This is a genomic window from Phascolarctobacterium faecium (assembly GCF_003945365.1).
Lineage (GTDB): Bacteria > Bacillota > Negativicutes > Acidaminococcales > Acidaminococcaceae > Phascolarctobacterium > Phascolarctobacterium faecium.
Map to the genome: position 1 here is coordinate 2,342,846 of NZ_AP019004.1, position 21,229 is coordinate 2,364,074.

The window sequence follows — 21,229 nt, forward strand, 5'->3', positions numbered from 1 at the left end:
AACTGCTGCGTAATTAAAATTTTACGCCTGTCATTAAACTCAAAATTTTATAAAAAGGAAAAAAGGCGCTACCTTAAAGGTAGCGCCTTACTTTTCTGTTCATATGCTGCTATATATTAAAAAAAATTTTAATCTATATCAATTACAGACGAACAACGTTGGCAGCTTGTTCACCGCGGTTGCCTTGAACAACGTCAAATTCAACTGCTTGACCTTCTTCAAGAGTTTTGAAACCTTCGGATTGAATAGCGGAGAAATGTACGAATACGTCGCCACCATCTTCGCGTTCGATGAAACCATAACCTTTTTCTGCGTTAAACCATTTTACTTTGCCAGTCATTTTCTGGGCCTCCTAAAAATTACTTTAATGAGGAGCTAGAACATCTCACTCACCAGCCCATTATAGCCTATTATTTACAATAAAGCAACTCTCTTTTGCTATTTTTTGTAATTTTTTTAATATTTTTGCTTCTATTCCTTCATATTTTGCTTAATTAAGGCTAATTTAGCAGTTTTAGTCATTTTTTTGATTTCACATTCGCGATGCAGCGCTTCTTCCTTAGTTGACAGCGTTTCACTATAGACCAAAGTTACAGGACAGCGCCCACGGGTATATTTTGCTCCTTTACCGCTGTTATGCGCTTCAAGCCGCTTTTCCAAATCATTTGTCCAGCCGGTATAAAGTGATTCATCACGACAGCGTAATATGTAAACATACGCAGGCAAATTATTTTATAACCTCTACAGTTTCCATAATTACAGGATCTTTAGGGCGATCGCGAAAATCCGTAGGTACTACACCAATCAACCGTACAATATCCATCCCTTCAACAACTTTGCCGAAAATAGCATGATGCCCGTTAAGCCATGGTGTAGGTGCTAAAGTGATAAAGAACTGACTGCCGCCAGTGTTGGGCCCGGCATTAGCCATTGAAAGAATACCTTCGTCATCATGCTGCAGCCCCTCACCAAATTCGTCATCAATTTTATACCCTGGTCCACCCATACCAGTACCAGTAGGGTCACCGCCCTGAATCATAAAGCCGTCGATAACACGATGAAATACTACGCCATTATAAAAGCCTTTTTCTGTCAATTCAATAAAATTTTTAGTCGTTTTGGGCGCTTTATCTTCGAACATTTCGACGATAAATTCTCCTTTATTAGTTGTAAATCTGATTTTTCTGTTTTCACTCATTAAAAAAACCTCCTGAATTTATTGTTTATTTTTTTCAAACATAGCTTTTTGAATAGCATCAACAAGCAGAAAAACGCCTACACCTATTCCGGCCATCCAGGCTGGTGTCAGCGCAGCAGCCTGTGCGTCGCCATGTACCCACGGCACTGAAAATCCTATCATCAGAAAAGCTCCTTGTGCCACCTGTAGTCTCTGCGGACTGATACGTTTTCCGTCAATATCACCTTTGGCTTCTGTTACTGCAGCCATTCTTATTTCAGGTAAAAACAAAATAAAACAAAGCGCCATCAGATAGACATAAATCATCGAAAGACTGTGCGCTTTCATAGAAGTGTCGGCCATTGCTGTAACAGCAAACGCCAAACCGCCTAAATACAGGCTCCTGTAATATCCGCCCCTGATCTGGCTTTCAATAATATACGCCGTGCCCGTAAGTACTGGATAAAGCCAATATCCATCTTTCCCAAGCCAATAGGCAATAAAAATCAAGAAAACATTATCCCCGATCTTGTGCCGCGAACCGGAAGTACGGTTTAGCATCCGCAGGATAAACAGCAGCCACAGCAGAACAAGAACATTACCTTCTCCCAGAGTCAAAGCAGCGACAATACTCAGCCCTCCGCCAATAATACCACCCAGCTTGCGATCCGGATCAAGCTCCTGGGCAATCAGCCAGGAAAAGAAAAACGCAGCAGCCGTATTGAGCCCAAAATACATGGCAGTTTCTGTATCGGCACCGCCCATAGTTTTCCAAAAAGTTGCCGCTACCGACGTTAAAATAGTACAGATAAGTGCTATTCTTGTTATCCCATCAGTAAAATCAATAGGACGTCCTAACCCAAAAATACCACCTTCACTCAATGATGTCGCTGCGTTAGAATATTTATTGTCTTTTTTTCCCATGCTTTCATCCCTTACCTTACAGATTTATCATATCTTTATTAGTTTAACATAACTGCAGGCAGTCTGCGACTGCCTGCAACAAAAAAATTAAAATATTTTTGTTAGCTCTGCTAAAGTCAGAGCGAAAGCTGTAGTTCTGGGAACAGCTGTTTTTAAATCAACGGATTCATGATCAGTATGCTCATCGTAGTTTTCTACTCCCAATGCATCTAGAGTAGGAATATATTTTGCAGTTCTGTTACCGTCAGTCAATCCACCGGCGACCCATTCAGTAACATTACCACCAAATTCATCCCTGACGATCCTGCTGTAAACATCAACCATCTTCTGGACCTGCGGCGTTTTCTCCATCGGTCCTGTAACAATACCGCCCGTAATTTCAACTTTAGTTCCGGCAACAACTGCTTTATCTGCTAAAGCCTTGATCTCTCTGTCCAACCGTTCCTGCTCCGCTACAGAAAAACAACGAACATTGACTTCACAATAAGCATCGCCGGGAATGACACTGATCTTGTCATTGGTCGATCCAATAACGCCGACATTGACAGTATTCTGAGGAATAAACTGTCCAGAATCAACAATGCCGCGATCAGCTAACGCTTTTGCTGTAAAATCTTCCGGATCTCCAGGCATAGGGCTTGCTAATTTATGCAGCTCTGTAATTGTATAAGCAAGCTGATGAATAGCATTGGCGCAATGCTGTGAAGCATTGCCATGATGTCCGCCAATTCCTGTTACCTGAACCTTATACTTTGCATTACCCTTACGCTGTGTAACGATGCCCCAGTTAGGACGGGCTACGTCCATAATAACGGCAAAATCTGCCTGCTGAGAAAGCTCTGCCACAATCGCTTCGGCAGTCGGGGAGCCGCCTTCTTCTTCGCCGTTGGTATAATAAATAATTTCTTTAAAATCAGAAAATCCTGCTTTCAGCAAAGCTTTTAACCCGTAAATAACTTCCACTACAGTAGCCTTGTCATCACCGACGCCAGGCCCCCAGGCAAATCCATTCTCATCAACCTTAAAAGGACGTTTAGCCGCTTCACCGCGGTTGAATACCGTGTCAACATGTGCAACAAGCAGAATACTCAATTTTCCGCTTCCCTTCAGGCGAGAAATCAGATGGCACGCCCTGTCATTATAACGGAATTCAGTAACAGCTCCGAGCTCCTGCATTTTTTCCGCGACAAACTTATTAGCAGCTTCCGTTCCCTGCAAATCTCCATTCCCTGAATCGATATTAGTCAGCGTCTCCAAATCTTTTACATAAGCGTCATGCTGACCTGCCAAATATTCTTTTATCGTATCTTTCATTTTTAAAACTCCTTTCACGAATTCAGCTAGCGTATATATTCGCCGCCTGAAATGTTTATTCCTGCCGTACAGCAAATTAAAAAGGAGCTGCAGCAGCAGCTCCTTTTACTTATATTTTATACTATTTTTTCACCATGATAAGTTTCGCCGTCAATATCCGGCATGATATTGTGGCGTTTGCTCCACAAATCTTTATATTTAACAGCCTGTGCATGAATATTATCCAGATTACTTTCGTCAAGAGTTTTGATCACTTTGGCGGGAATGCCGGCAACCAGTGAAAACGGCGGTACTTTAGTTCCCTTTGTCACCACTGCGCCAGCTGCTACAATGGAGCCATGTCCTATAACGCTGCCATCAAGTACGGTAGCATGCATCCCTATCAGGCAATGATCTTCCACAGTACAGGCGTGCAGGATAGCACCATGACCGACAGTAACAAAATCACCAACAATGCAGGCATAATCATCGGCAACATGCAGGCAACAGTTATCCTGTATATTGCTGTAGCGGCCTACTTCTATACGATTAACATCGCCGCGAATAGTAACATTGAACCATGCACTGCTGTATTCTTTCATTTCTACTTTACCGATCAGGTCGGCACTTTCAAAAGCATGTGCTTTTTTGTCGATTTTAGGCATTTGCCCTTCAAATTCTTTTAACATATAAATCACTCACTTTCATGTGATAATCAGTATCCGTTACTATCTTAATTATTCACTCAAATTAAATTTTAGTCAAGAGCACAGGCCTTGTAATTCACTAAAGTTTCATAATGTAAGTTTTTAAACCGTTCCTTAAACTTCCGCAGTCTTTTTCACTTTCGTAAAATACGTATAACTGCCTGCCAGCAGTAAAATAATTCCCGTAATGACCAGAATATGACGTGTAAGCATATAACCGCCCAAAAAACCTCCCAGCAAAGGACCTATAACACCGCCGAACTGCTGCGCTGAAGTAACCAGACCAAAAGCCTTACCGCGCATTGACGGATCTGTGACCTCTACCAGGCGGGCGTTAACATTAGGTACAGCTCCTGCCAGGAATAAACCGTATACGAACTGGATCCCTGCAAACTGCCAGATATCCTGCACAAAAATCTGACACAGGTTGATAGCGCCGGCACAAAATAAAACAAAACAGAGCACCTTAGTGTAACCAAGCTGTTGACCACGTTTGCCCCAAAACGGAGCTGCAATGATACCGGCTATACCTGCCAGCGAAAAAATAATACCGGCAGCTTTAACGACCGATTCATCCATTCTACCCATCAAATGCGAAACATACATAGTTACCAAAGGCTGAATGATCATCGTGCAGACCTGGATCAGAAAGAACATCGTCATTACATACAGCAGCCCTTTATTATGCAAAGACTCCTGCAGATCCTGCCACAAATTGATTTTTGTTTTCTGTTCTTCCTGGCTGTGCGGCACATCTCGAACAAAAAGCACAACCATTACTGTCGCCAATCCTAAACAACAGCTGGCAACAAAAAAAGATAGTCTCATACCAAACCAGGAACTAAAATAACCGCCCATCATCGGTCCTAAAATACTGCCGCTGGCAACCGCAGTCTGCATCAGGCCCATTCCCCAGCCCATGCGGCTTTCAGGCAGTGTCGAAGACACCAGCGACATAGATGCAGGTACAAATCCGCTGATTAAACCAGTCAAAATACGCACACCTAAAAGCTGTTCCGGCGATTGCGAAATTCCTGCCAGCCAGTAGGTAAATGCGAGACCAAATCCTGCACGTATCGCCATACGCCGCTGACCAACCCTGTCAGCTCTTGCCCCCCAATACGGGGCCATAATCGAAGCGCCTAAAAAAGTTACCGAATAGACAAGACCGCTCCAAAAATTTACTTCACTACTTTCAACATGCAGCTCTTGTAGTAAATAAACAGGTAAAAACGGAACTACCATCGTATAACTGGCGCATGCAAAAAACACGCCACACCATAATACGGCTAAATTACGCTGCCAGCTGATAGCCCCTGTGCCTCTCTCATCCAACAAGGACATAGACTCATCTCCAAACCAACTATTATTAATTTGATTATATCATAGCATTTATATAAAAAAAACTCATAAAACTGTTTTTCAACCGCCGCAGCAACAAAATAACTACTGCCTATAATTTTTTCTTAACAAATTGGGCAAATGACTTTTTACAGTTTTTCTTGTATAATATCTATAATATTATTTACAATATCATTTAATTTAGCTAAGAAAAGGAGCACACCAGTGAACGGATTTGAAAAGCAGGAATTAGAGACCCAGGGAATGATGAGCAGGCTCTTTGGCAGTAAGCCCGGTCATAACGCCTTAGTTGAAATAAATAATTTTTTGGCAGAAAGTACTGCTGCTACTGAATTAACCGAAGAGATCGTCAGCAATTTTATCAAAAACTGGGGAGCAAAATTTGACAGCAGCAATATCGAATACCGCAGCAGTATGTACCGTAAGGTAGCCGACCATGTATATATTAGCGCAGTAAGCAAAGATGACCCCGTTTTCGAAGAAACAAAACATCTCGCTCAAGTTTTAGAACTTCCAGAAAAATTACAGCGTTTAGCTGATAACGGAGCTAAAAAAGTAGCTTACTTCTCTCGCTGTCGAAAAATAATCAGTGGAGAAGAACCTCTAACAATCAGCGAAATCAATAATGTTTTTGGTTATGATTACGAAGATGGCTATGATATACGAGTTCAGGTATTTCACGACTACTTGAATAAAAAATTTGACGAAATAGCTGAGCAGCAGCGGTTCAGTCCTGATGAAGAAACCGCTTTGAGGGAAATTTGTACAAAACTCGATATACCTTATGAATTCAAACCCAATATTCAAAATGCTTTAGATAAATACCGTTATTTATGGTCAGCCGAAAATGCTCCTTTAGGAGATATCAAAGTCGACTTTCCGCTGAACGAAGGAGAAATATGTCATGCCGCAGCTCAGCAGGCAGGTTTCTGCGAACATAAAACAATAGAGAAAGAAGATAACTATTTTGAATTGACCCGCCGCTTGGAAATAGACGAAACAATTTCTTTTAAAGGCGAAAAAATCGAACATCCCCATTTTACTGAAGAAGTAACCGCTGTTGTCGATATCGGCTATCTTTTCTTTACGAACCAGCGCATCATTTATTTAAGCAACAAAATGGCAAAGGTTGTAGAACTCAACGATTTGGATAATGCCAATCTTTCAGTAAATATCATTTATTTTACAAAAAAAGACGGTGAATCCATAGCAATCAAATTTAATGATGACGTAGCAGAAGTCATGTTTGCAATCTTTAAACGCATTTTGAACGAACGTCAATAGACCATGGAGGCTTGAAAATGCAGGAAAAGATCCGTTTTGTTGAATTAAAAGACAGCACCGGAATTTTAAATATTTACACGCCTTATATTCTGGATACAACTATTTCTTTTGAATATGAACCTCCATCCCTGTCAGAATTTACTGAACGTATTTCAAACATCAGCAGTAAATACCCTTATCTAGTTTATGAACGAAACAGCAAAATCTTAGGTTTTGCCTACGGCTCTCCTTATCAGGAACGCATCGCCTATCTTTACGACGCTGATCTTTCAATATATCTGGCTCCAGAAGCCCAAAACAGCGGTATTGGCAAAAAACTTTACAGCTGCCTTTTGGACCTGCTTCAAAAACAGGGTTTTTATAATGTTTATGCATGCATTACTGCTAATAACCAACGCAGTATCGATTTTCATGCTGCCTTTGGCTTCAGAAATCTTGGTCCGCATCCTAAAGCCGGCTATAAATTTGACCAGTGGCTGGATATTATCTGGATGGACAAACAGCTGCAGCAGCCTGACGGTTCTCCGCGTCCTTTAAAACCGATCAGCGCTTTTAACAACAATGATATTTTAAAACTTTTCTAAAAAAATAAAAGGAGTACATCAATTGATGTACTCCTTTTATTTTTCGCTTAGAAGTATTCCAGTTCACGTTCACAGATAGCACCGGTAACAGGATCTAACTTTAATTCTCCATCAAATTTATCAGTCAAAAAGTCGGCAATATAGTAAATATTATTTCCATCCTGCCCTTGAGTAATAACGATTTCATAGGCATTAGGATAATTTTTCAAAACAATTTTTTCTATATCATCCGGAGTTTTAGTAACCATAGTACTGCCCATAACAAATGTAGCACCTTTTACTTCGATTTCCTGCACCTTGGCCGTAGCTGTATTAACATCTACAACATAACGTTCCAAAGTATTAGGGTCTTTAAAAGTTATGATACTGGTATCACCGTCCACATTATAACCAACCAGTTCGCATACAGCAGGTATTTCTGCTTTTGCTGCATTAATAGCTGTCATACTGCGGTTTACCTGACTATGCGCGGCAGCAGCCATAGAAGTAAAGGCCAGCATCATTAATACACCTAATGTTAATACAAGATTTTTGAATTTCATAAAGTCCACTTCCTTAAATATTTTTTGCATTACTGCTTACGAATCTAATTATAGGACTTTATGAAAAAACATGACGTTATATAATCTTACTTAATCGTCAAAGATAATTTTTAAAGATTTTAAAAATAGCAGCTTCCATACTTTTTATTCAACTGTTATTTTGCCAGGCTTTTAAAATAATAATTAATTTCCTGCCACAGCTCTTTTTTGTCATCTAATACCGTACGCAGGCGCTGCGGATAAATACCGTTTGTCTTATATATATCCAAAACATATCTTATCGCATCTGCCACCATCTCTTCCTTTAGAGGTACTGGGATATGCTTTCCCTGGACAGGTCTGTTCCCTAACAATCCACCAATATATATTTCAAATTTTCCTGGTTCTGTAAAAGAGGGCACAACCCCAATATCCTGTGCCATAGCCTTACCAAGGCTATTAAGACAGCCAAAGACACCGATTTTAAATTTTTTAGGTACATCAATACCATAAAATTCTTTATCTAGTCTGCAGGCAAAAGCATGCACATCAAACATACCTTTACGGCAGTCAGTACCTTTGCATGCCACAATAGCCCGAACTGTCGCACCTGTTCCACCTAACCGAAGTTTTGCTGCCTGTACTGCCTCAATCGCAGGCTCCAACTCACTCTCACTGACACCATTCAATTCAAAAGTTCCTCTGCTGGTGGCTGTAATCTTACCATTGCCAAACTTTGCTGTTAATTCTGACAGCCGCAAAAGCTCCTCAGAAGTAAATTCACCGCAATTTCCTAAAATACGCAATGCATACTGATTCTTTTTCTGTGGCAATACACCAAAAATCATTTTATCTCACTCCATTCTTAATCATATTCATATCATACTACGAATATGATTATAAGCAATAAATAAAACAAAAAAATTCTGCAGCTCTGACAAATAAAAAACGCTTCACGAAAATTCGTGAAGCGTTTATCTTCTCATTTGGTGCGGTTGGTGGGATTTGAACCCACACGGGTCTCCCCGCCACCCCCTCAAGATGGTGCGTCTGCCGTTCCGCCACAACCGCATTGTGGTTAAAAATTACCGTTATAGACAAAAATGGTGCGGTAGAGAGGATTTGAACCTCCACGGGGTTGCCCCCACTAGCTCCTGAGGCTAGCGCGTCTGCCGTTCCGCCACTACCGCATTACAATTGCCTAAATCAGCAACAGTGATATAATAGCACACTATTACAACTCCGTCAATACTTTTTTAACCTGTTTTTATATAATTTGTAATACTCATCCCGATCATACAAAACTTTCCTCACATATTCACGTGTATCACTGTAGGGAATATCCTCGATTCTATTAAAATCGTAATCCCAATTATTTTCCTGCATCCACGCTTTTGTATTGCCACGACCGGCATTATAAGCAATCATCATCAAGACCCAGTTCCGCTGAAATTCATATTCCAGTTCTCCAAGATACCAACATCCTAAACGGATATTAGCGTCTGTACGATATAAATCCAGTGGGTCAAAATTTTTGATTCCCATCTGTTCGGCGATCCATGCCCCGGTATCCGGCATAATCTGCATTAGTCCGATTGCTCCAACCTTAGATACAGCCTTACGATCAAAATTACTTTCATTTTTTATGACTGCCGCCACTAAAAAAGGATCAATCTTGTTTTTCCCGCTGTATTCCAAAATCTCGCCTTGATAAGGCCACATATAAACAAACCGCATTTGTACTTCGTCAGACGTCCAAATTTTCCAGCCCAACAACGAAACTGCACACAGCAAAATCAGTACAAACCAAATTTTGCGGCTGTTGTTTTTCTTTTTTCGACGTCTGGCCAAACTCAATCCTCCATCTGTAATACTTTTTCCCATTCTTTTTTTACTGTCAGCTCAGTTTGCTTCAGGCTGCCACTGTTGTCAATGATCAAATCCGCATACTGACACTTTGCAGCCAAAGTCATTTGTGCCGCAATACGAACCTCTACTTCCTGCTGCGACATTCCGCTGCGTGCTATAGCACGCTCAATCTGAGTCTGTTCGTCAACTGCAACCAGCCACACTAAATCAACTTCTTTATACCAGCCGCATTCGATCAACAGCGGCACGTCAAGCACCGCTGCTGATAAATTCTGCAGCCTGCACTGTTCTAAAAATTTTTTTGCTTCACTGCGCACATAAGTATGAACTATGCTTTCCAACTGCCCCAACGCTGCTTTATTTTCAAAAACCAGCTGTGCAATCTTCTGCCGGTCCAACTCCCCGTCAATTGTCAGGTAATCTCTGCCAAAAACATCTACAACCTGTTGCAGCCCCTGTGATCCACGCGCAACTGCCTGCCGGCTTGCAATATCCGCATCAAAAATATGAGCTCCCAGTTTCTGTAAAATCGAAGCGACAGTACTTTTTCCAGAAGCAATACCACCTGTTAACCCAATAGTTTTCATAACTTCACTCAGTGCTGGCATTTGGCACAGTAAGTAGTGCCTCTGCCGCCAACCTTTGTCGTGGCTAAAGGCTCACCGCAGGTTTTACACGGTTCGCCGCCACGTCCATAAACAAGCAGATGATTTTGATTGTCACCTTTATTACCTTCGCCATCCTTATAATCACGAAAAGTGGTTCCTCGATTGGCAATTCCCTGTGCAATCACTTTGTTCGCCGCTTCATGCACAGCTTCGATTTCCGCACGCGTCAAAGTATTAGCTATACGTGTAGGCAAAATTCCAGCCAAAGCCAAGCACTCATCAGCATAAATATTTCCCAGTCCGGCAATAACAGTTTGATCAAGAATCAACGTTTTGATTGGCTTGCGGCTTTTAGCAGCTATCGGGGCCAGATATTCAGGATTAAACCCTACTGTCAGCGGTTCAGGCCCCAAGGTTTCATAACCTGCAATGTAACAATCATCATCCGTAACTAAATACAGTGTTCCAAAAGTTCTTATATCACAGAACCACATAGTAACACCGTCAGTCAATTCAAATTTTATCTTGGCATAAGGCGGTGCTTCTAAATCACTAGCCTGTGCCACCAAAGACCCGGTCATACGTAAATGCACGATAAGTTTTTGATTGACACCTGTTTTCAGCACCAGATACTTTCCGCGACGGCAAACGTCTTCAATCGTACGACCGGTCAGATTTTTGATAAATTGCTCAGACGATGGATGTTTGACCAGCCTATCCAAATATACTTCAACTTTAGTAATGGTTTTTCCCTTAATATGCGGCAGCAAAGTCTTTCTGACCTGCTCCACTTCTGGCAACTCCGGCATGGATATCCCTCCTATTTGGTCTGTGCCCAGTTTTTCCCCCAGGCAACATCGGCAGTTAGCGGCACACTAAGAGAAGCAGCGCTTTCCATTGCTTTTTTTACAAGCTGTGCCACCAGCTCTTTTTCCGTTTCCATAACTTCTAATACTAATTCATCATGTACCTGCAGCAAAATGCGGCTCTTGACTTTAGCATCAGAAAGTGCCTGTTCAACTTTAAGCATCGCTATTTTGATTATATCCGCCGCAGTCCCCTGAATTGGCGTATTGATGGCAGTGCGCTCAGCAAAACTGCGTAAGTTAAAATTACTGTGCCTGATATCAGGCAGATAACGGCGACGTCCAAACATTGTAGCTACATAACCCTGTTCCCGAGCATGATTGACCGTATCATCCATATATTTCTTTACCCCTGTATAGCGGGCAAAATAATTTTTTATATACTCAGCTGCTTCACCGCGGCTGATATCCAGCTGTTTAGCAAGTCCAAAATCACTTATACCATAAACAATGCCAAAATTAACTGCTTTCGCACGAGTACGCATCATTGAATCGACCTGTTCCAACGGCACCCCAAACACCTCTGCCGCTGTACGTGCGTGTACATCCTGACCATTCAGGAAAGATTCCAAAAGCAGCTTATCCTGTGCCATATGTGCAAGTACGCGCAGTTCTACCTGAGAATAATCGCAAGACATCAACCAGTCATAACCAGTCCCCGGTATAAATATTTCACGGATCCTTTTACCGATCTCAGTTCGTACAGGAATATTCTGCAAATTCGGGTCAGTACTTGATAACCTTCCTGTTGCCGTTACCGTCTGTTGAAAATGCGTATGAATTCTCTCTGTCGCATGATTGATCAGTGGGCGCAGCCCTTCCAGATATGTTGAATGCAGTTTTGTCAGCTTGCGATGTTCCAGGATCGTCGTGATCAGAGGATGCGAACCTTCCAGTTGTTCCAAAACAGAAACATCTGTCGAATAACCGGTCTTTGTCTTTTTTATAATAGGAAGCCCCAACTTTTCGAACAGCAGTACACCTAATTGTTTAGGAGATTTCAGGTTAAATTTTTCACCGGCCTGTTCTTCTGCCAAAATCTCTAAAGCAGTTATCTGTACTGCCATTTCTTTTGTAATACTCTCTAGCAGCTTCACATCCGGCTTAATTCCAGCTAATTCCATTTTTGCCAGCAAATAGGCCAGCGGCAGTTCCATTTCCGTATATAGTTTATACAATTCATAATCCCGCAGTTTTTGTTCAATAAGCGGAAGTAACGCCTGCAAATCAGCGGCATTCCCACCGTTATTTGCAGCCAGATAACGTTCTGCAACTGCCTTCAAACTATAGGAGCTGCGACCTGGTTCAATCAAATAAGCAGCTATACCTATATCATCAACTATACCGTCGGCTTTTTTATTCAGGCACATACAAGCCTTATAAATCTCTTTGCTGTCGCATGTAACTTTCAATTGTTTGTAATCAGACAGCCATTCATAAAAAAAGTTCCAGGCCCCGCTGCCTTCCTGCAATTTATAAATTTTCCCATCATTAAAAATTTCCACTGCAGTAAAATGGATTTTAGGTAACTCGCCGCCGCAAACAGCAGTAAATGCAACCTTTTCCTGCTTTTGCTGCAATAACGCAAAGAATTCTTTGCCCTGTTCTGCTGTTTCTAAAAGCGCAATTTCTATATTGGCGTTTTCCTGACCGATACTTTCTCCAAAAAGATCAAAGGTACCGTCACTGCCGCCCAAAATAGTCTGGAATCTCTCATGCAAATTTCGGAACTCCAATTCCTGCATTAAAGGCCTTGCCTCATCCGACATAGCTTTCAGTTCATATTTATCAAGATCAAGATCGACTGGAACTTCTGTAAAAATGGTTGCCAGCTTTTTTGAAAGCAGCGCAGCATCCTTATTATTTTCTAATTTCTCTTTTAAACTTTTTCCGCTGATTTGCGCAATATTTTCTAAAACCTTCTCTACTGTTCCATATTCACAAATCAACTTCAAAGCAGTTTTAGGGCCTACACCGGGAACGCCAGGAATATTATCTGAACTGTCACCCATCAGTCCTTTTAAATCAATCAGCTGTTTTGGCGACAACCCTTCATAATCAGCGGCAAATGCTGCAACATCATACGCCTTGATATCAGAAATCCCTCGCTTGGTAAAATAAACCTTTACCCTGTCATCCAAAAGCTGCAATTCATCTTTGTCGCCGGTTACGATAATAATTTCTGCGTTCTGCGGCGCATGTACGGCAAAAGTACCGATAATATCATCAGCCTCGTAGCCATCAGTTTCAAGAACAGTGATGTTCATAGCTTCCAGCAAACGCCGGGCCAGTGGAAATTGTTCGCTCAGTTCACTGGGCGTAGGTTTACGCTGCCCCTTATAATCTGCAAACATTTCCGTTCGGAAAGTTTTACGTGATTTATCAAATGCAACTGCCAGCCATTTAGGTTTTACATCACCCAAAAGCTTCACCAGCATATTACAAAAGCCATATACTGCGCCAGTATGAACTCCCTGCTTGGTCATCAACGGTGGCAAAGCAAAAAATGCCCTGTGTATCAAACTGCTGCCATCAATAACTAAAAATTTATCAGCCATTTCTTCACCACTTTCCTTAACGCTCAAATTATCCTGTTCATATTTAAATATTATACCACAAGGGTAGTGTTCTCACTAGACTCGAAAATATGTGAAACTACTGTAAAATACCCTTGCCGGAAAATAATAAAACAGCTTTCGCTGTAAGCAAAAGCTGCCTGCCGTCATTTCATTAATTTAGGATAATCACGCTGTAATTCTGTAATATGATAAATATATACAGTATTTTCAACCTTGCGGTAAATACAGGCATACTTATCTATCATCAGCATCAAATATTTTTTCTCATTCAAACTGCTCAAGGGTGTTTTGTTCCCCAGCATTGCAAAATCCTGTAGTTCCTTTAGTTTACTAACAATACTACATGTCACAGCACTTGCTTCAAGTCTCTTACCCTGTCTGCTGTAGACAAACCCAATTTCCAAAAGATCGTGCCATGCCTGCGGTAATATCTTCAATCCTGTACGTATTGCATAATCAGTCAATAAATTTCGCCTTCAATCTGGCGATAGCGTCATCTCCGTCAAAAAGCTCTTCGGCACTTTTTTGTCTGTCTAAATCTGCCTGCATAACAGTATGATAGAACTTAAACTTTTCTTCACGCTGTTCAAAAGTTTTGATGCTCATCACAACCAAATCACCTTTACCATACTTCGTTAAATATACAATTTCGCCGCTTTGATGCGCATATTCAGAAATCAAATTATAATCATTTCGCATAATTGTAGCTGGTCTGATAATCATTGCAAGGCCTCTTTCTTAATAACATTGCTCTAATATACACCCTAACAAACATTTTTTCAACAAATTATTTATAAAACATAAAAAACAGTTTTTATACCCTGGAACATTTGCAAAATAAAAAAGCTTCACTTTTCAGTGAAGCTTTTTTATTTTATTCAGATGATTATCGGAATAATTCATTAACGTTCTTTTGATCAAAGTTTACTTTAACACCGTAAACAGGGCAGGAAGCACACTCATAATATTATACCTTAAGACAGATTAATATCAAACAAATCTACTCCAATATTATTATCATTGTTTTTCACTGCTAAGCGGCATAAAGTAATATCTGCAGCTTCATTTTTAACTGTAGTTTTTATTGTTTGTACAAAATTAAAGAATTGTTTCAGCAATACTCATACCAACCTGCAATGCCTGTTTATTTTTCTCTTCAGTGCCTTTCGGTACGCGGTTCAAAACAGCTTTGACCAGCGATTCTTCACTGACGATGCCGGTCAGCTTCACCAAAGCTCCCAGCGCGATGATGTTGGCAAAAAGCGCTTTGCCAAGCACTTCTTTGGCGCTGTGGGTGATCGGCAGCTCGTAGACCTTGCCGCCGAAGTCAGGCACGTCGCTGACGAAAAGACTGTCGGTGATCATAACGCTGCCTGCCGTCAGGTCGTGTGAATATTTGGTAGCCGCTTCCTGGCTCATTGCCAGCAGCAGGTTCGGGTCGGTCACTTTCGGGAAGTGGATCGCTTCGTCAGAGATAATGACCTCTGCTTTAGAGGCGCCGCCTCTGGCTTCCGGGCCATAAGACTGGGACTGGATCGCCAGCTTGCCGTCTAAAAGCGCCGCCTCTGCCAGAATGATGCCGGCTGTGATCAGGCCCTGGCCGCCGGTACCGGATAAACGTAATTCCTGTTTCATGATTATTTACCTCCCTGCGCTCTGGCGATCAGCTCGTCGTAGGCTGCTGTATATTCCTGTCTGCCTTCAACCTGATACAGTACGCCGATCGGGAATTTGCCCGCTTTTTGTTCTTCGGTCATTTTATCCCAGGCTGCCAGCGGTACTGCGTGGTCGCGCTGCCATTTCATCATGTCGGCGGGACCGCCCATTTTATTCTGGCGTCCGTAGGAGATAGGGCAGGCAGTAACAGCTTCGATCAGGCTGAAGCCTTTGTGTTCGATACCCTTGGCGATCAGGTCGGCCAGGATCTGGGCATGGAAAGTGGTGCCGCGGGCGACAAAGGTAGCGCCGGCCGCTTTGACCAGCTCGGCTACGTTGAAGTCCTGTTCGATCGTCGCATAAGGAGCCGTCGTCGCTTTGGAGCCTGTCGGTGTCAAAGGCGAATACTGGCCGCCGGTCATACCGTAAATACTGTTGTTGTAAAGTACGACGGTCATATCGATGTTGCGGCGGGCAGCGTGGATCAGGTGGTTGCCGCCGATCGCTGTAGCGTCGCCGTCGCCGGTAACGACGATGACAGTCAGGCCGGGGTCAGCCAGTTTAACGCCGGTCGCTACCGGCAAAGCGCGTCCATGTGCGGAATGGACTGTATTGAAATCTAAATAGCCGGAGGCACGGCTGCTGCAGCCGATGCCGGAAATAACTGCGACTTTGTCTTTATCAAGGTCAAGCTTGGCAACTGCCTTGACGATGGTGCCGGTAACGACACCGTTGCCGCAGCCGGGGCACCAGATATGAGGCAGGCGGCCCGGACGGAAATATTTATCGATCATTGCTTCCATGTTCATAATCAAATCTCCTCTCCTTCTTAGGCCATAGCCTTTTTGATCTCAGCCAGCAGCTGAGCGGGGGTAGCCGGTTCGTTGTCGTATTTTGCGTACAGCGCAACCGGTACCTGTCCTGCGACGACGCGCTCTACTTCCAGTACATACTGTCCGTAGTTGAGCTCGTGCACCAAAATACCTTTGACCTTGGAGGCCAGTTCTTTGATCTGCCTGTCAGCCAGCGGCCAGATCGTGATCGGGCGCATCAGGCCGACCTTGAGACCTTCCCTGCGTGCCATATCCACAGCTTCGTAAGCGGTGCGGGCACCGCCGCCGAAGGCGATAACTGCATATTCGGCATCTTCCATCTGGTAGTTTTCTACCTGGACGATGTCGTCAAGATTGTTGTAAAGTTTGTCATGCTGACGGTTGGTAGCGGCTAAAGTAGCAGCCGGTGTACCTTTCGGGAAACCGGTCTCGTCGTGTACCAGACCGGTGACGTGCCAGCGGTAGCCGCTGCCGAAAGCGGGCATGGCGGGTACAAGGCTGTCGTCGGTAGCGTAGGCTTTAAATTCTTCGGGGCTGCATTCAGGCTGTTTACGTTCTGCCTGCGGGATCTCGCTGTAATCGTTCGGCAGTTCGATCTTCTCGCGCATATGGCCGATAACTTCGTCCATCAGCAGTACAACGGGAACACGGTATTTTTCGCTGAGAGCGTAAGCGCGCAGCGTCAGTTCAAAGCATTCAGGCACGCTGGCCGGGGTCAGGGCAATGAGCCAGTGATCGCCGTGCGTGCCCCAGCGGGCCTGCATCAGGTCGCCCTGGGAAGGAGAGGTAGGCTGGCCGGTAGACGGGCCTACGCGCTGCACGTTGACGATGACCAAAGGGATCTCGGCCATGCAGGCATAACCGATCAGCTCCTGTTTTAAAGAAAAGCCGGGTCCGCTGGTCGCGGTCATAACTTTTTTGCCGGTCAGCGCTGCGCCGATAATAGCGCCCATGGAAGCGATCTCGTCTTCCATCTGGATGAATTTACCGCCGACGAGAGGCAGGCGTTCAGCCAAAGATTCAGCAACTTCGGTAGAGGGTGTGATAGGGTAGCCGCCGAAAAATTTTACACCGGCAGCGATGGCGCCTTCGACCACTGCCTGGTTGCCTTGTAACAAAAGGATTTTGGACATGATTTCAACTCCTCCGTTTTACTTTTCTACAAAAATCGCAAAGTCAGGGCAGCGTGTTTCGCACTGGCCGCATTGGATACATTTATCCTCGGCGACCACCTCTACTTTTTCGATCTCGCTGATTGCCAAAACCTGTTTGGGGCAAAATGCTACGCAGATCCCGCAGCCTTTGCAGCGATTTGTATGGACCTTCAGACTCATAATCGCGACCTCCTTCTTTCCTTTGATAAATTTGATACCGGTTTGATTTTTTTATCAAACCGGTATCAAGAAATTTTATTGTAAAAAAATTACCACAAGCCCAGTACTTTCCAATATCCCAGACCGACCGTCATATAAAGGACAAAGTTAAAAGCAACTAAAACTGCTCCTATTTTCCACCATGTCTTTTGCGGCACATAACCGGTCCCAAACAAAACCGGACCTACTGCACCACCGTAATGAGTCAATAAACAGCCATATGCTGAAGATGCACCAAGCAAAAATACCAACGGAAGCGGTGGTACCTGAGCCACAAGCCCTAAAGTGAACAAGACAGGAATAAATGCGCCTACATATGCACCCATGGAAGCAAACACATATCTGACCAGAATACTTATCACAAGCAAAATCCCCATAACAAGAGCTTGATTGACGCCGACAAAATTCATATGCTCACCAACTACTTTTGCCAGCCAAACGAAAAATTTTGCTTTACTCAATATTCCGGAGATCCCCATGATAGCTCCGTACCAGATAAGAGTATTCCATGCACCATTATTCGCAAGTACATTCTTCCAATCAATAAGTTTAAATATAGCACAGCAGGCAAAGAACAATAAGGCTACAGCAGTGCCGTCCAGTTTAGTAAAGCTGCTTGTTGCCCAACCAAGAATTGCCAGAACAAAAAATATTACCAGTAATTTCTCTTTTCCTGTCATTGGCCCAATCTCTCGAAGTCCTTGCGCCGCCAGTTCTTTATGATTAGAAATCTCTTTAAGCTCAGGCGGATACACTTTGTAAATCAAATACGGAACTACCAGACAGACCAAAAGCGCAGGAAAAGCAAGACCGATAAACCAGTCCATCCAGCTGATATCTACTTTTAAAATATCTCTGGCAAAACCTACCGTAAGAATATTAGGAGCACAAGCTGTTAGAAAAACTGCCGAAGTAGACAAACTGATCGCGTAACCGCTGATCGTTATATACGAACCGATTCTGCGTGGGTTATCTTCAGGTTCAGAATTCAGAGTGCTGGCAACATTTCTGAAAATCGGATAAACGATACCACCGGAGCGAGCTGTATTAGAAGGTGTCGCAGGGCTTAAAATAAGATCTGTCAGCATCTGTCCATACACCAGCCCCAAGGATGATTTGCCAAATCTTCCGATCATCCAGTAAGCAACACGTCTACCAAGCCCTGTATCAGCAAAAGCCTGCGTAATAAGAAAAGCTGTAAATACCAGCCACACAGTGCCGTTACCATAACCACTGAGTAGTTGACCGACTGGAACGATAAAAGATCCAAAGGCTATCACACTGAGCATTACCACCGCTTCACCCGCCGGCCTCAGGATCAGTCCTAAGATGGCTGCTATATAAACAGCAAATATTTTCCAGGCCAGCGGTGTCAGTCCACTGGGAACAGGTACCATTAAAATAGAAACCGGGACTAATAATAAAAGCAACCATCGTACTACCATAACACTCGCCTTCTTTCTTTATTTATCCAAATAACTTTTATTTAAATCATACCCACAAAAGCCTTCAAGCCTTCAAAATTCAGCATATCGCATTTGTTGACAATAACCCCTTCCGGACTTCTCAGCGTTCCATCGCCTTCTTTAGCATGATTAGCGATAATGTGTGCAACTTCAACAGGCAGTCTATGTTTTACCGCAAGTGCACAGCCAGAAAATGGATGTCGGAGATTTTTTCCCAGCTGTGATTTCTGTGTTTTACCATCAGCAGTCTTTTCATACTCAATCAACTTTCCTACATCATGTAAAAGTGCTCCTGCCAACAGATAATCTTTATTAAGTTTAAATTTTTCTCCGTATACTTCCCATTCTTCATAAGCTTTCATAGACATTCTTGTAACCGTTCTGACATGGGTCCTGTAACTGATCACTGTATCCGGTATCAATAAAGTAAAGGGTATTGTATCAATATCATTTAGCTGCCATCCGCCTGTCTTCAACGCTTCCTCGTATGTTTCTACCACCTTTTTCTGCAGCTCCTTGTCACTGATCATTACAATTTCAGGAAAAACATCATACCAACTGTTATACATATTATTCACCTCTTTTTATAAAATCACGGCAAATCGTAAACAACATCAATAATTGTACCATCACGGTATTCTACTAAACCACAAACTCTATCACCTAAAATCGTTTTTTCAGCAACTCCAGCCAGTTTTTGCGCTTTCTGATGTAATTCTTCTACTGTCATTACCGGCAGTGATGTTTTTTGTAAAATTTCATATAGATCAAGCCGTTTCGGATTAATTGCAATCCCGTAATCAGTTACTAAAACATCTACAGTTTCACCGGGAGTGACTACTGTTTGTACCTTTTCCATCAGCATCGGCAGCCGTCCACGCAAAAGCGGCAAAGCTACTATCGTCACCTCAGCTCCAGCAGCTGCATCAGGATGACCACCAGGTGCACCAATCAACTTACCATAAGAATCAGTAAGTACATTAACATTAAAATTAATATCTACTTCCGTAGCACTTAAAACAGCCACATCCAACAGATTGACATAGGGATTGGCACTGAATGGATTCGCATATGCAGAAGCAGAAATCTCGTGATGTCTGCTATTAAAATACAGTGATTCAATAGCTTTTGTATCAAAGTCCTGTGGATCAAAAAACGTCCCGATATAGCCATTTACAAGCATCTCAGTCAAGAATCCCGAAGCCCCGCCGATCCCGGCTGCAGCTTTTATACCAGTACGCTGCATTTCTGTCTGTACAAAACCAGCAGCAGAAATTGCTATTCCACCGCTGCCAAACTGAAAAATAATCCCTTCCTTTAGAAGCCCTGCATACTTTATGACCTCAGCCACATATTTAGAAATAACCAGCTCTGCAGGATTTTTGCTTATTCGGATCGATCCTGTAGCTATACCAGAAGGATCACCAATACTTTCCACTTCAACTATATAATCAACCTGGGTTTGCGGAATGCTGACATATTCCAAAGGTACTGAAACTAATCCGTCAGTTACAGCTACAACCTGTTCCGCATATTCGGCATCCGGCATTGCATATCCTAATGAACCACAGGCCGACTTTCCCTGCACACCGTTGATATTTCCATATTTATCACAAGTCGGAGCTGCAATAAACGCTACATCTATGTGCAGCTCGCCGCTTTCAATCGCCCGTGCCCGACCGCCATGAGTGCGGAAAATAGCAGGTTTTTTCAATTTATTTTTTTGAATAAATTCTCCTATCCTGCCTCTTGCCCCACTAGTATCTATAGCCGTAATCGTCCCATCTTCAAAATATGGAAGTAATGCATCCTGAACAAGACTCAGTGAACTTGCTGATAATGTAAGATCTTTAATACCTTTTCTGGAAATGGCCGCTACAACTTTTTGCATCACCAAATCGCCATTTCGCAGCGCATGATGAAAGGAAATCGTCATCCCGTCTTTAAGTTCTACTGCATCTAAAACCTTATCCAGCTCCAATACTTTATCTTTACCGGGCACAACACATTTCACCGGTCTTCCTGCCATTCTCCCAAAAGGTTTTACGGCAAACGCTCCCTGATATGGCATTTTATTTTCCCAACCGGGTATTTTATTAATCAACTCCATAATCCCTTTATCCATTT

The 21,229-nt window shown here is 42.9% G+C and carries 24 protein-coding genes and 2 tRNA genes; 2 read left to right on the forward strand and 24 right to left on the reverse strand.

The window, feature by feature from the left end:
- Window positions 1-142: 142 nt before the first annotated feature.
- The 7 genes from PFJ30894_RS11260 to PFJ30894_RS11290 form a co-directional block, all read right to left on the reverse strand.
- On the reverse strand, window positions 143-340 hold the full coding sequence (locus PFJ30894_RS11260; RefSeq protein WP_021717005.1) for a cold shock domain-containing protein: 198 nt from the start codon (window positions 338-340) through the stop codon (window positions 143-145).
- A 131-nt stretch (window positions 341-471) separates the two neighbouring features.
- The gene (locus PFJ30894_RS11265; protein WP_113077988.1) at window positions 472-726 is read right to left on the reverse strand and encodes a GIY-YIG nuclease family protein; all 255 of its coding nucleotides are present in this window, start codon (window positions 724-726) and stop codon (window positions 472-474) included.
- Between the two features lies 1 nt (window position 727).
- Window positions 728-1,198, reverse strand: a complete 471-nt coding sequence (locus PFJ30894_RS11270; protein ID WP_021717003.1) for a peptidylprolyl isomerase — start codon at window positions 1,196-1,198, stop codon at window positions 728-730.
- A gap of 18 nt (window positions 1,199-1,216) precedes the next feature.
- Window positions 1,217-2,101, reverse strand: coding sequence for a hypothetical protein (locus PFJ30894_RS11275; protein ID WP_021717002.1), 885 nt, complete (start codon window positions 2,099-2,101; stop codon window positions 1,217-1,219).
- A gap of 87 nt (window positions 2,102-2,188) precedes the next feature.
- Window positions 2,189-3,415 (reverse strand): M20/M25/M40 family metallo-hydrolase, encoded by a 1,227-nt coding sequence (locus PFJ30894_RS11280; RefSeq protein ID WP_125669857.1) that lies wholly within the window; start codon window positions 3,413-3,415, stop codon window positions 2,189-2,191.
- A 116-nt stretch (window positions 3,416-3,531) separates the two neighbouring features.
- Window positions 3,532-4,083: a gamma carbonic anhydrase family protein gene (locus PFJ30894_RS11285; RefSeq protein WP_021717000.1), complete on the reverse strand. Its 552-nt coding sequence runs from the start codon at window positions 4,081-4,083 to the stop codon at window positions 3,532-3,534.
- A gap of 132 nt (window positions 4,084-4,215) precedes the next feature.
- Window positions 4,216-5,445 carry an MFS transporter gene (locus PFJ30894_RS11290; RefSeq protein WP_021716999.1) on the reverse strand — a complete coding sequence of 410 codons (1,230 nt, stop codon included), beginning with the start codon at window positions 5,443-5,445 and terminating at the stop codon, window positions 4,216-4,218.
- 222 nt (window positions 5,446-5,667) lie between these two features.
- Here PFJ30894_RS11290 and PFJ30894_RS11295 point away from each other — a divergent pair, with 222 nt between their 5' ends.
- Complete coding sequence (locus PFJ30894_RS11295) at window positions 5,668-6,747, forward strand: hypothetical protein (RefSeq protein ID WP_113077986.1); 1,080 nt, start codon at window positions 5,668-5,670, stop codon at window positions 6,745-6,747.
- A 17-nt stretch (window positions 6,748-6,764) separates the two neighbouring features.
- A complete protein-coding gene (locus PFJ30894_RS11300; RefSeq protein WP_113077985.1) occupies window positions 6,765-7,331 on the forward strand; it encodes a GNAT family N-acetyltransferase in 567 nt (188 codons plus the stop codon).
- A 47-nt stretch (window positions 7,332-7,378) separates the two neighbouring features.
- Here PFJ30894_RS11300 and PFJ30894_RS11305 read toward each other — a convergent pair whose 3' ends face one another.
- From PFJ30894_RS11305 to citF, 17 genes are all read right to left on the reverse strand, one after another.
- Entirely contained in the window at window positions 7,379-7,873 is a 495-nt protein-coding gene (locus PFJ30894_RS11305) for a hypothetical protein (protein ID WP_125669858.1), read from the reverse strand.
- A 155-nt stretch (window positions 7,874-8,028) separates the two neighbouring features.
- Window positions 8,029-8,700, reverse strand: coding sequence for a sulfite reductase (locus PFJ30894_RS11310; RefSeq protein WP_125669859.1), 672 nt, complete (start codon window positions 8,698-8,700; stop codon window positions 8,029-8,031).
- 139 nt (window positions 8,701-8,839) lie between these two features.
- Window positions 8,840-8,923, reverse strand: a tRNA-Leu gene (locus tag PFJ30894_RS11315).
- 33 nt (window positions 8,924-8,956) lie between these two features.
- Window positions 8,957-9,042, reverse strand: a tRNA-Leu gene (locus tag PFJ30894_RS11320).
- Window positions 9,043-9,097: 55 nt separating this feature from the next.
- Window positions 9,098-9,703, reverse strand: a complete 606-nt coding sequence (locus tag PFJ30894_RS11325) for a lytic transglycosylase domain-containing protein (RefSeq protein WP_231997910.1) — start codon at window positions 9,701-9,703, stop codon at window positions 9,098-9,100.
- A 2-nt stretch (window positions 9,704-9,705) separates the two neighbouring features.
- A complete protein-coding gene (gene coaE / locus PFJ30894_RS11330; RefSeq protein ID WP_167457074.1) occupies window positions 9,706-10,308 on the reverse strand; it encodes a dephospho-CoA kinase in 603 nt (200 codons plus the stop codon).
- Window positions 10,309-10,316: 8 nt separating this feature from the next.
- Window positions 10,317-11,138, reverse strand: coding sequence for a DNA-formamidopyrimidine glycosylase (mutM, locus tag PFJ30894_RS11335; protein WP_046430335.1), 822 nt, complete (start codon window positions 11,136-11,138; stop codon window positions 10,317-10,319).
- An 11-nt stretch (window positions 11,139-11,149) separates the two neighbouring features.
- Window positions 11,150-13,753 carry a DNA polymerase I gene (polA, locus tag PFJ30894_RS11340; protein ID WP_125669984.1) on the reverse strand — a complete coding sequence of 868 codons (2,604 nt, stop codon included), beginning with the start codon at window positions 13,751-13,753 and terminating at the stop codon, window positions 11,150-11,152.
- 164 nt (window positions 13,754-13,917) lie between these two features.
- On the reverse strand, window positions 13,918-14,238 hold the full coding sequence (locus PFJ30894_RS11345; protein WP_049896711.1) for a type II toxin-antitoxin system RelE/ParE family toxin: 321 nt from the start codon (window positions 14,236-14,238) through the stop codon (window positions 13,918-13,920).
- Window positions 14,231-14,497, reverse strand: coding sequence for a type II toxin-antitoxin system Phd/YefM family antitoxin (locus PFJ30894_RS11350; protein ID WP_021716989.1), 267 nt, complete (start codon window positions 14,495-14,497; stop codon window positions 14,231-14,233). The genes PFJ30894_RS11345 and PFJ30894_RS11350 overlap by 8 nt, the downstream gene beginning before the upstream one ends.
- Before the next feature lie 375 nt (window positions 14,498-14,872).
- Window positions 14,873-15,409: a 2-oxoacid:acceptor oxidoreductase family protein gene (locus PFJ30894_RS11355; RefSeq protein ID WP_125669862.1), complete on the reverse strand. Its 537-nt coding sequence runs from the start codon at window positions 15,407-15,409 to the stop codon at window positions 14,873-14,875.
- Between the two features lie 2 nt (window positions 15,410-15,411).
- A complete protein-coding gene (locus tag PFJ30894_RS11360) occupies window positions 15,412-16,233 on the reverse strand; it encodes a thiamine pyrophosphate-dependent enzyme (protein WP_044492193.1) in 822 nt (273 codons plus the stop codon).
- 26 nt (window positions 16,234-16,259) lie between these two features.
- Window positions 16,260-17,396, reverse strand: coding sequence for a 2-oxoacid:acceptor oxidoreductase subunit alpha (locus PFJ30894_RS11365; protein WP_125668817.1), 1,137 nt, complete (start codon window positions 17,394-17,396; stop codon window positions 16,260-16,262).
- An 18-nt stretch (window positions 17,397-17,414) separates the two neighbouring features.
- A complete protein-coding gene (locus PFJ30894_RS11370) occupies window positions 17,415-17,597 on the reverse strand; it encodes a 4Fe-4S binding protein (protein ID WP_021719091.1) in 183 nt (60 codons plus the stop codon).
- An 89-nt stretch (window positions 17,598-17,686) separates the two neighbouring features.
- Complete coding sequence (locus tag PFJ30894_RS11375; protein ID WP_125669863.1) at window positions 17,687-19,081, reverse strand: DASS family sodium-coupled anion symporter; 1,395 nt, start codon at window positions 19,079-19,081, stop codon at window positions 17,687-17,689.
- Between the two features lie 41 nt (window positions 19,082-19,122).
- The gene (locus tag PFJ30894_RS11380; protein ID WP_021716985.1) at window positions 19,123-19,671 is read right to left on the reverse strand and encodes an HD domain-containing protein; all 549 of its coding nucleotides are present in this window, start codon (window positions 19,669-19,671) and stop codon (window positions 19,123-19,125) included.
- Window positions 19,672-19,694: 23 nt separating this feature from the next.
- Window positions 19,695-21,227, reverse strand: a complete 1,533-nt coding sequence (gene citF, locus PFJ30894_RS11385) for a citrate lyase subunit alpha (RefSeq protein WP_125669864.1) — start codon at window positions 21,225-21,227, stop codon at window positions 19,695-19,697.
- Window positions 21,228-21,229: the final 2 nt, after the last annotated feature.

Excerpts from the sequence above, each read along its gene's own strand:
- PFJ30894_RS11260 (WP_021717005.1), bottom strand. The coding sequence starts at position 340 with ATGACTGGCAAAGTAAAATGGTTTAACGCAGAAAAAGGTTATGGTTTC.
- PFJ30894_RS11270 (WP_021717003.1), bottom strand. The coding sequence starts at position 1,198 with ATGAGTGAAAACAGAAAAATCAGATTTACAACTAATAAAGGAGAATTT.
- PFJ30894_RS11275 (WP_021717002.1), bottom strand. The coding sequence starts at position 2,101 with ATGGGAAAAAAAGACAATAAATATTCTAACGCAGCGACATCATTGAGT.
- PFJ30894_RS11280 (WP_125669857.1), bottom strand. The coding sequence starts at position 3,415 with ATGAAAGATACGATAAAAGAATATTTGGCAGGTCAGCATGACGCTTAT.
- PFJ30894_RS11285 (WP_021717000.1), bottom strand. The coding sequence starts at position 4,083 with ATGTTAAAAGAATTTGAAGGGCAAATGCCTAAAATCGACAAAAAAGCA.
- PFJ30894_RS11290 (WP_021716999.1), bottom strand. The coding sequence starts at position 5,445 with ATGTCCTTGTTGGATGAGAGAGGCACAGGGGCTATCAGCTGGCAGCGT.
- PFJ30894_RS11300 (WP_113077985.1), top strand. The coding sequence starts at position 6,765 with ATGCAGGAAAAGATCCGTTTTGTTGAATTAAAAGACAGCACCGGAATT.
- PFJ30894_RS11305 (WP_125669858.1), bottom strand. The coding sequence starts at position 7,873 with ATGAAATTCAAAAATCTTGTATTAACATTAGGTGTATTAATGATGCTG.
- PFJ30894_RS11310 (WP_125669859.1), bottom strand. The coding sequence starts at position 8,700 with ATGATTTTTGGTGTATTGCCACAGAAAAAGAATCAGTATGCATTGCGT.
- coaE (WP_167457074.1), bottom strand. The coding sequence starts at position 10,308 with ATGAAAACTATTGGGTTAACAGGTGGTATTGCTTCTGGAAAAAGTACT.
- mutM (WP_046430335.1), bottom strand. The coding sequence starts at position 11,138 with ATGCCGGAGTTGCCAGAAGTGGAGCAGGTCAGAAAGACTTTGCTGCCG.
- polA (WP_125669984.1), bottom strand. The coding sequence starts at position 13,753 with ATGGCTGATAAATTTTTAGTTATTGATGGCAGCAGTTTGATACACAGG.
- PFJ30894_RS11350 (WP_021716989.1), bottom strand. The coding sequence starts at position 14,497 with ATGATTATCAGACCAGCTACAATTATGCGAAATGATTATAATTTGATT.
- PFJ30894_RS11355 (WP_125669862.1), bottom strand. The coding sequence starts at position 15,409 with ATGAAACAGGAATTACGTTTATCCGGTACCGGCGGCCAGGGCCTGATC.
- PFJ30894_RS11360 (WP_044492193.1), bottom strand. The coding sequence starts at position 16,233 with ATGGAAGCAATGATCGATAAATATTTCCGTCCGGGCCGCCTGCCTCAT.
- PFJ30894_RS11365 (WP_125668817.1), bottom strand. The coding sequence starts at position 17,396 with ATGTCCAAAATCCTTTTGTTACAAGGCAACCAGGCAGTGGTCGAAGGC.
- PFJ30894_RS11370 (WP_021719091.1), bottom strand. The coding sequence starts at position 17,597 with ATGAGTCTGAAGGTCCATACAAATCGCTGCAAAGGCTGCGGGATCTGC.
- PFJ30894_RS11375 (WP_125669863.1), bottom strand. The coding sequence starts at position 19,081 with ATGGTAGTACGATGGTTGCTTTTATTATTAGTCCCGGTTTCTATTTTA.
- PFJ30894_RS11380 (WP_021716985.1), bottom strand. The coding sequence starts at position 19,671 with ATGTATAACAGTTGGTATGATGTTTTTCCTGAAATTGTAATGATCAGT.
- citF (WP_125669864.1), bottom strand. The coding sequence starts at position 21,227 with ATGGATAAAGGGATTATGGAGTTGATTAATAAAATACCCGGTTGGGAA.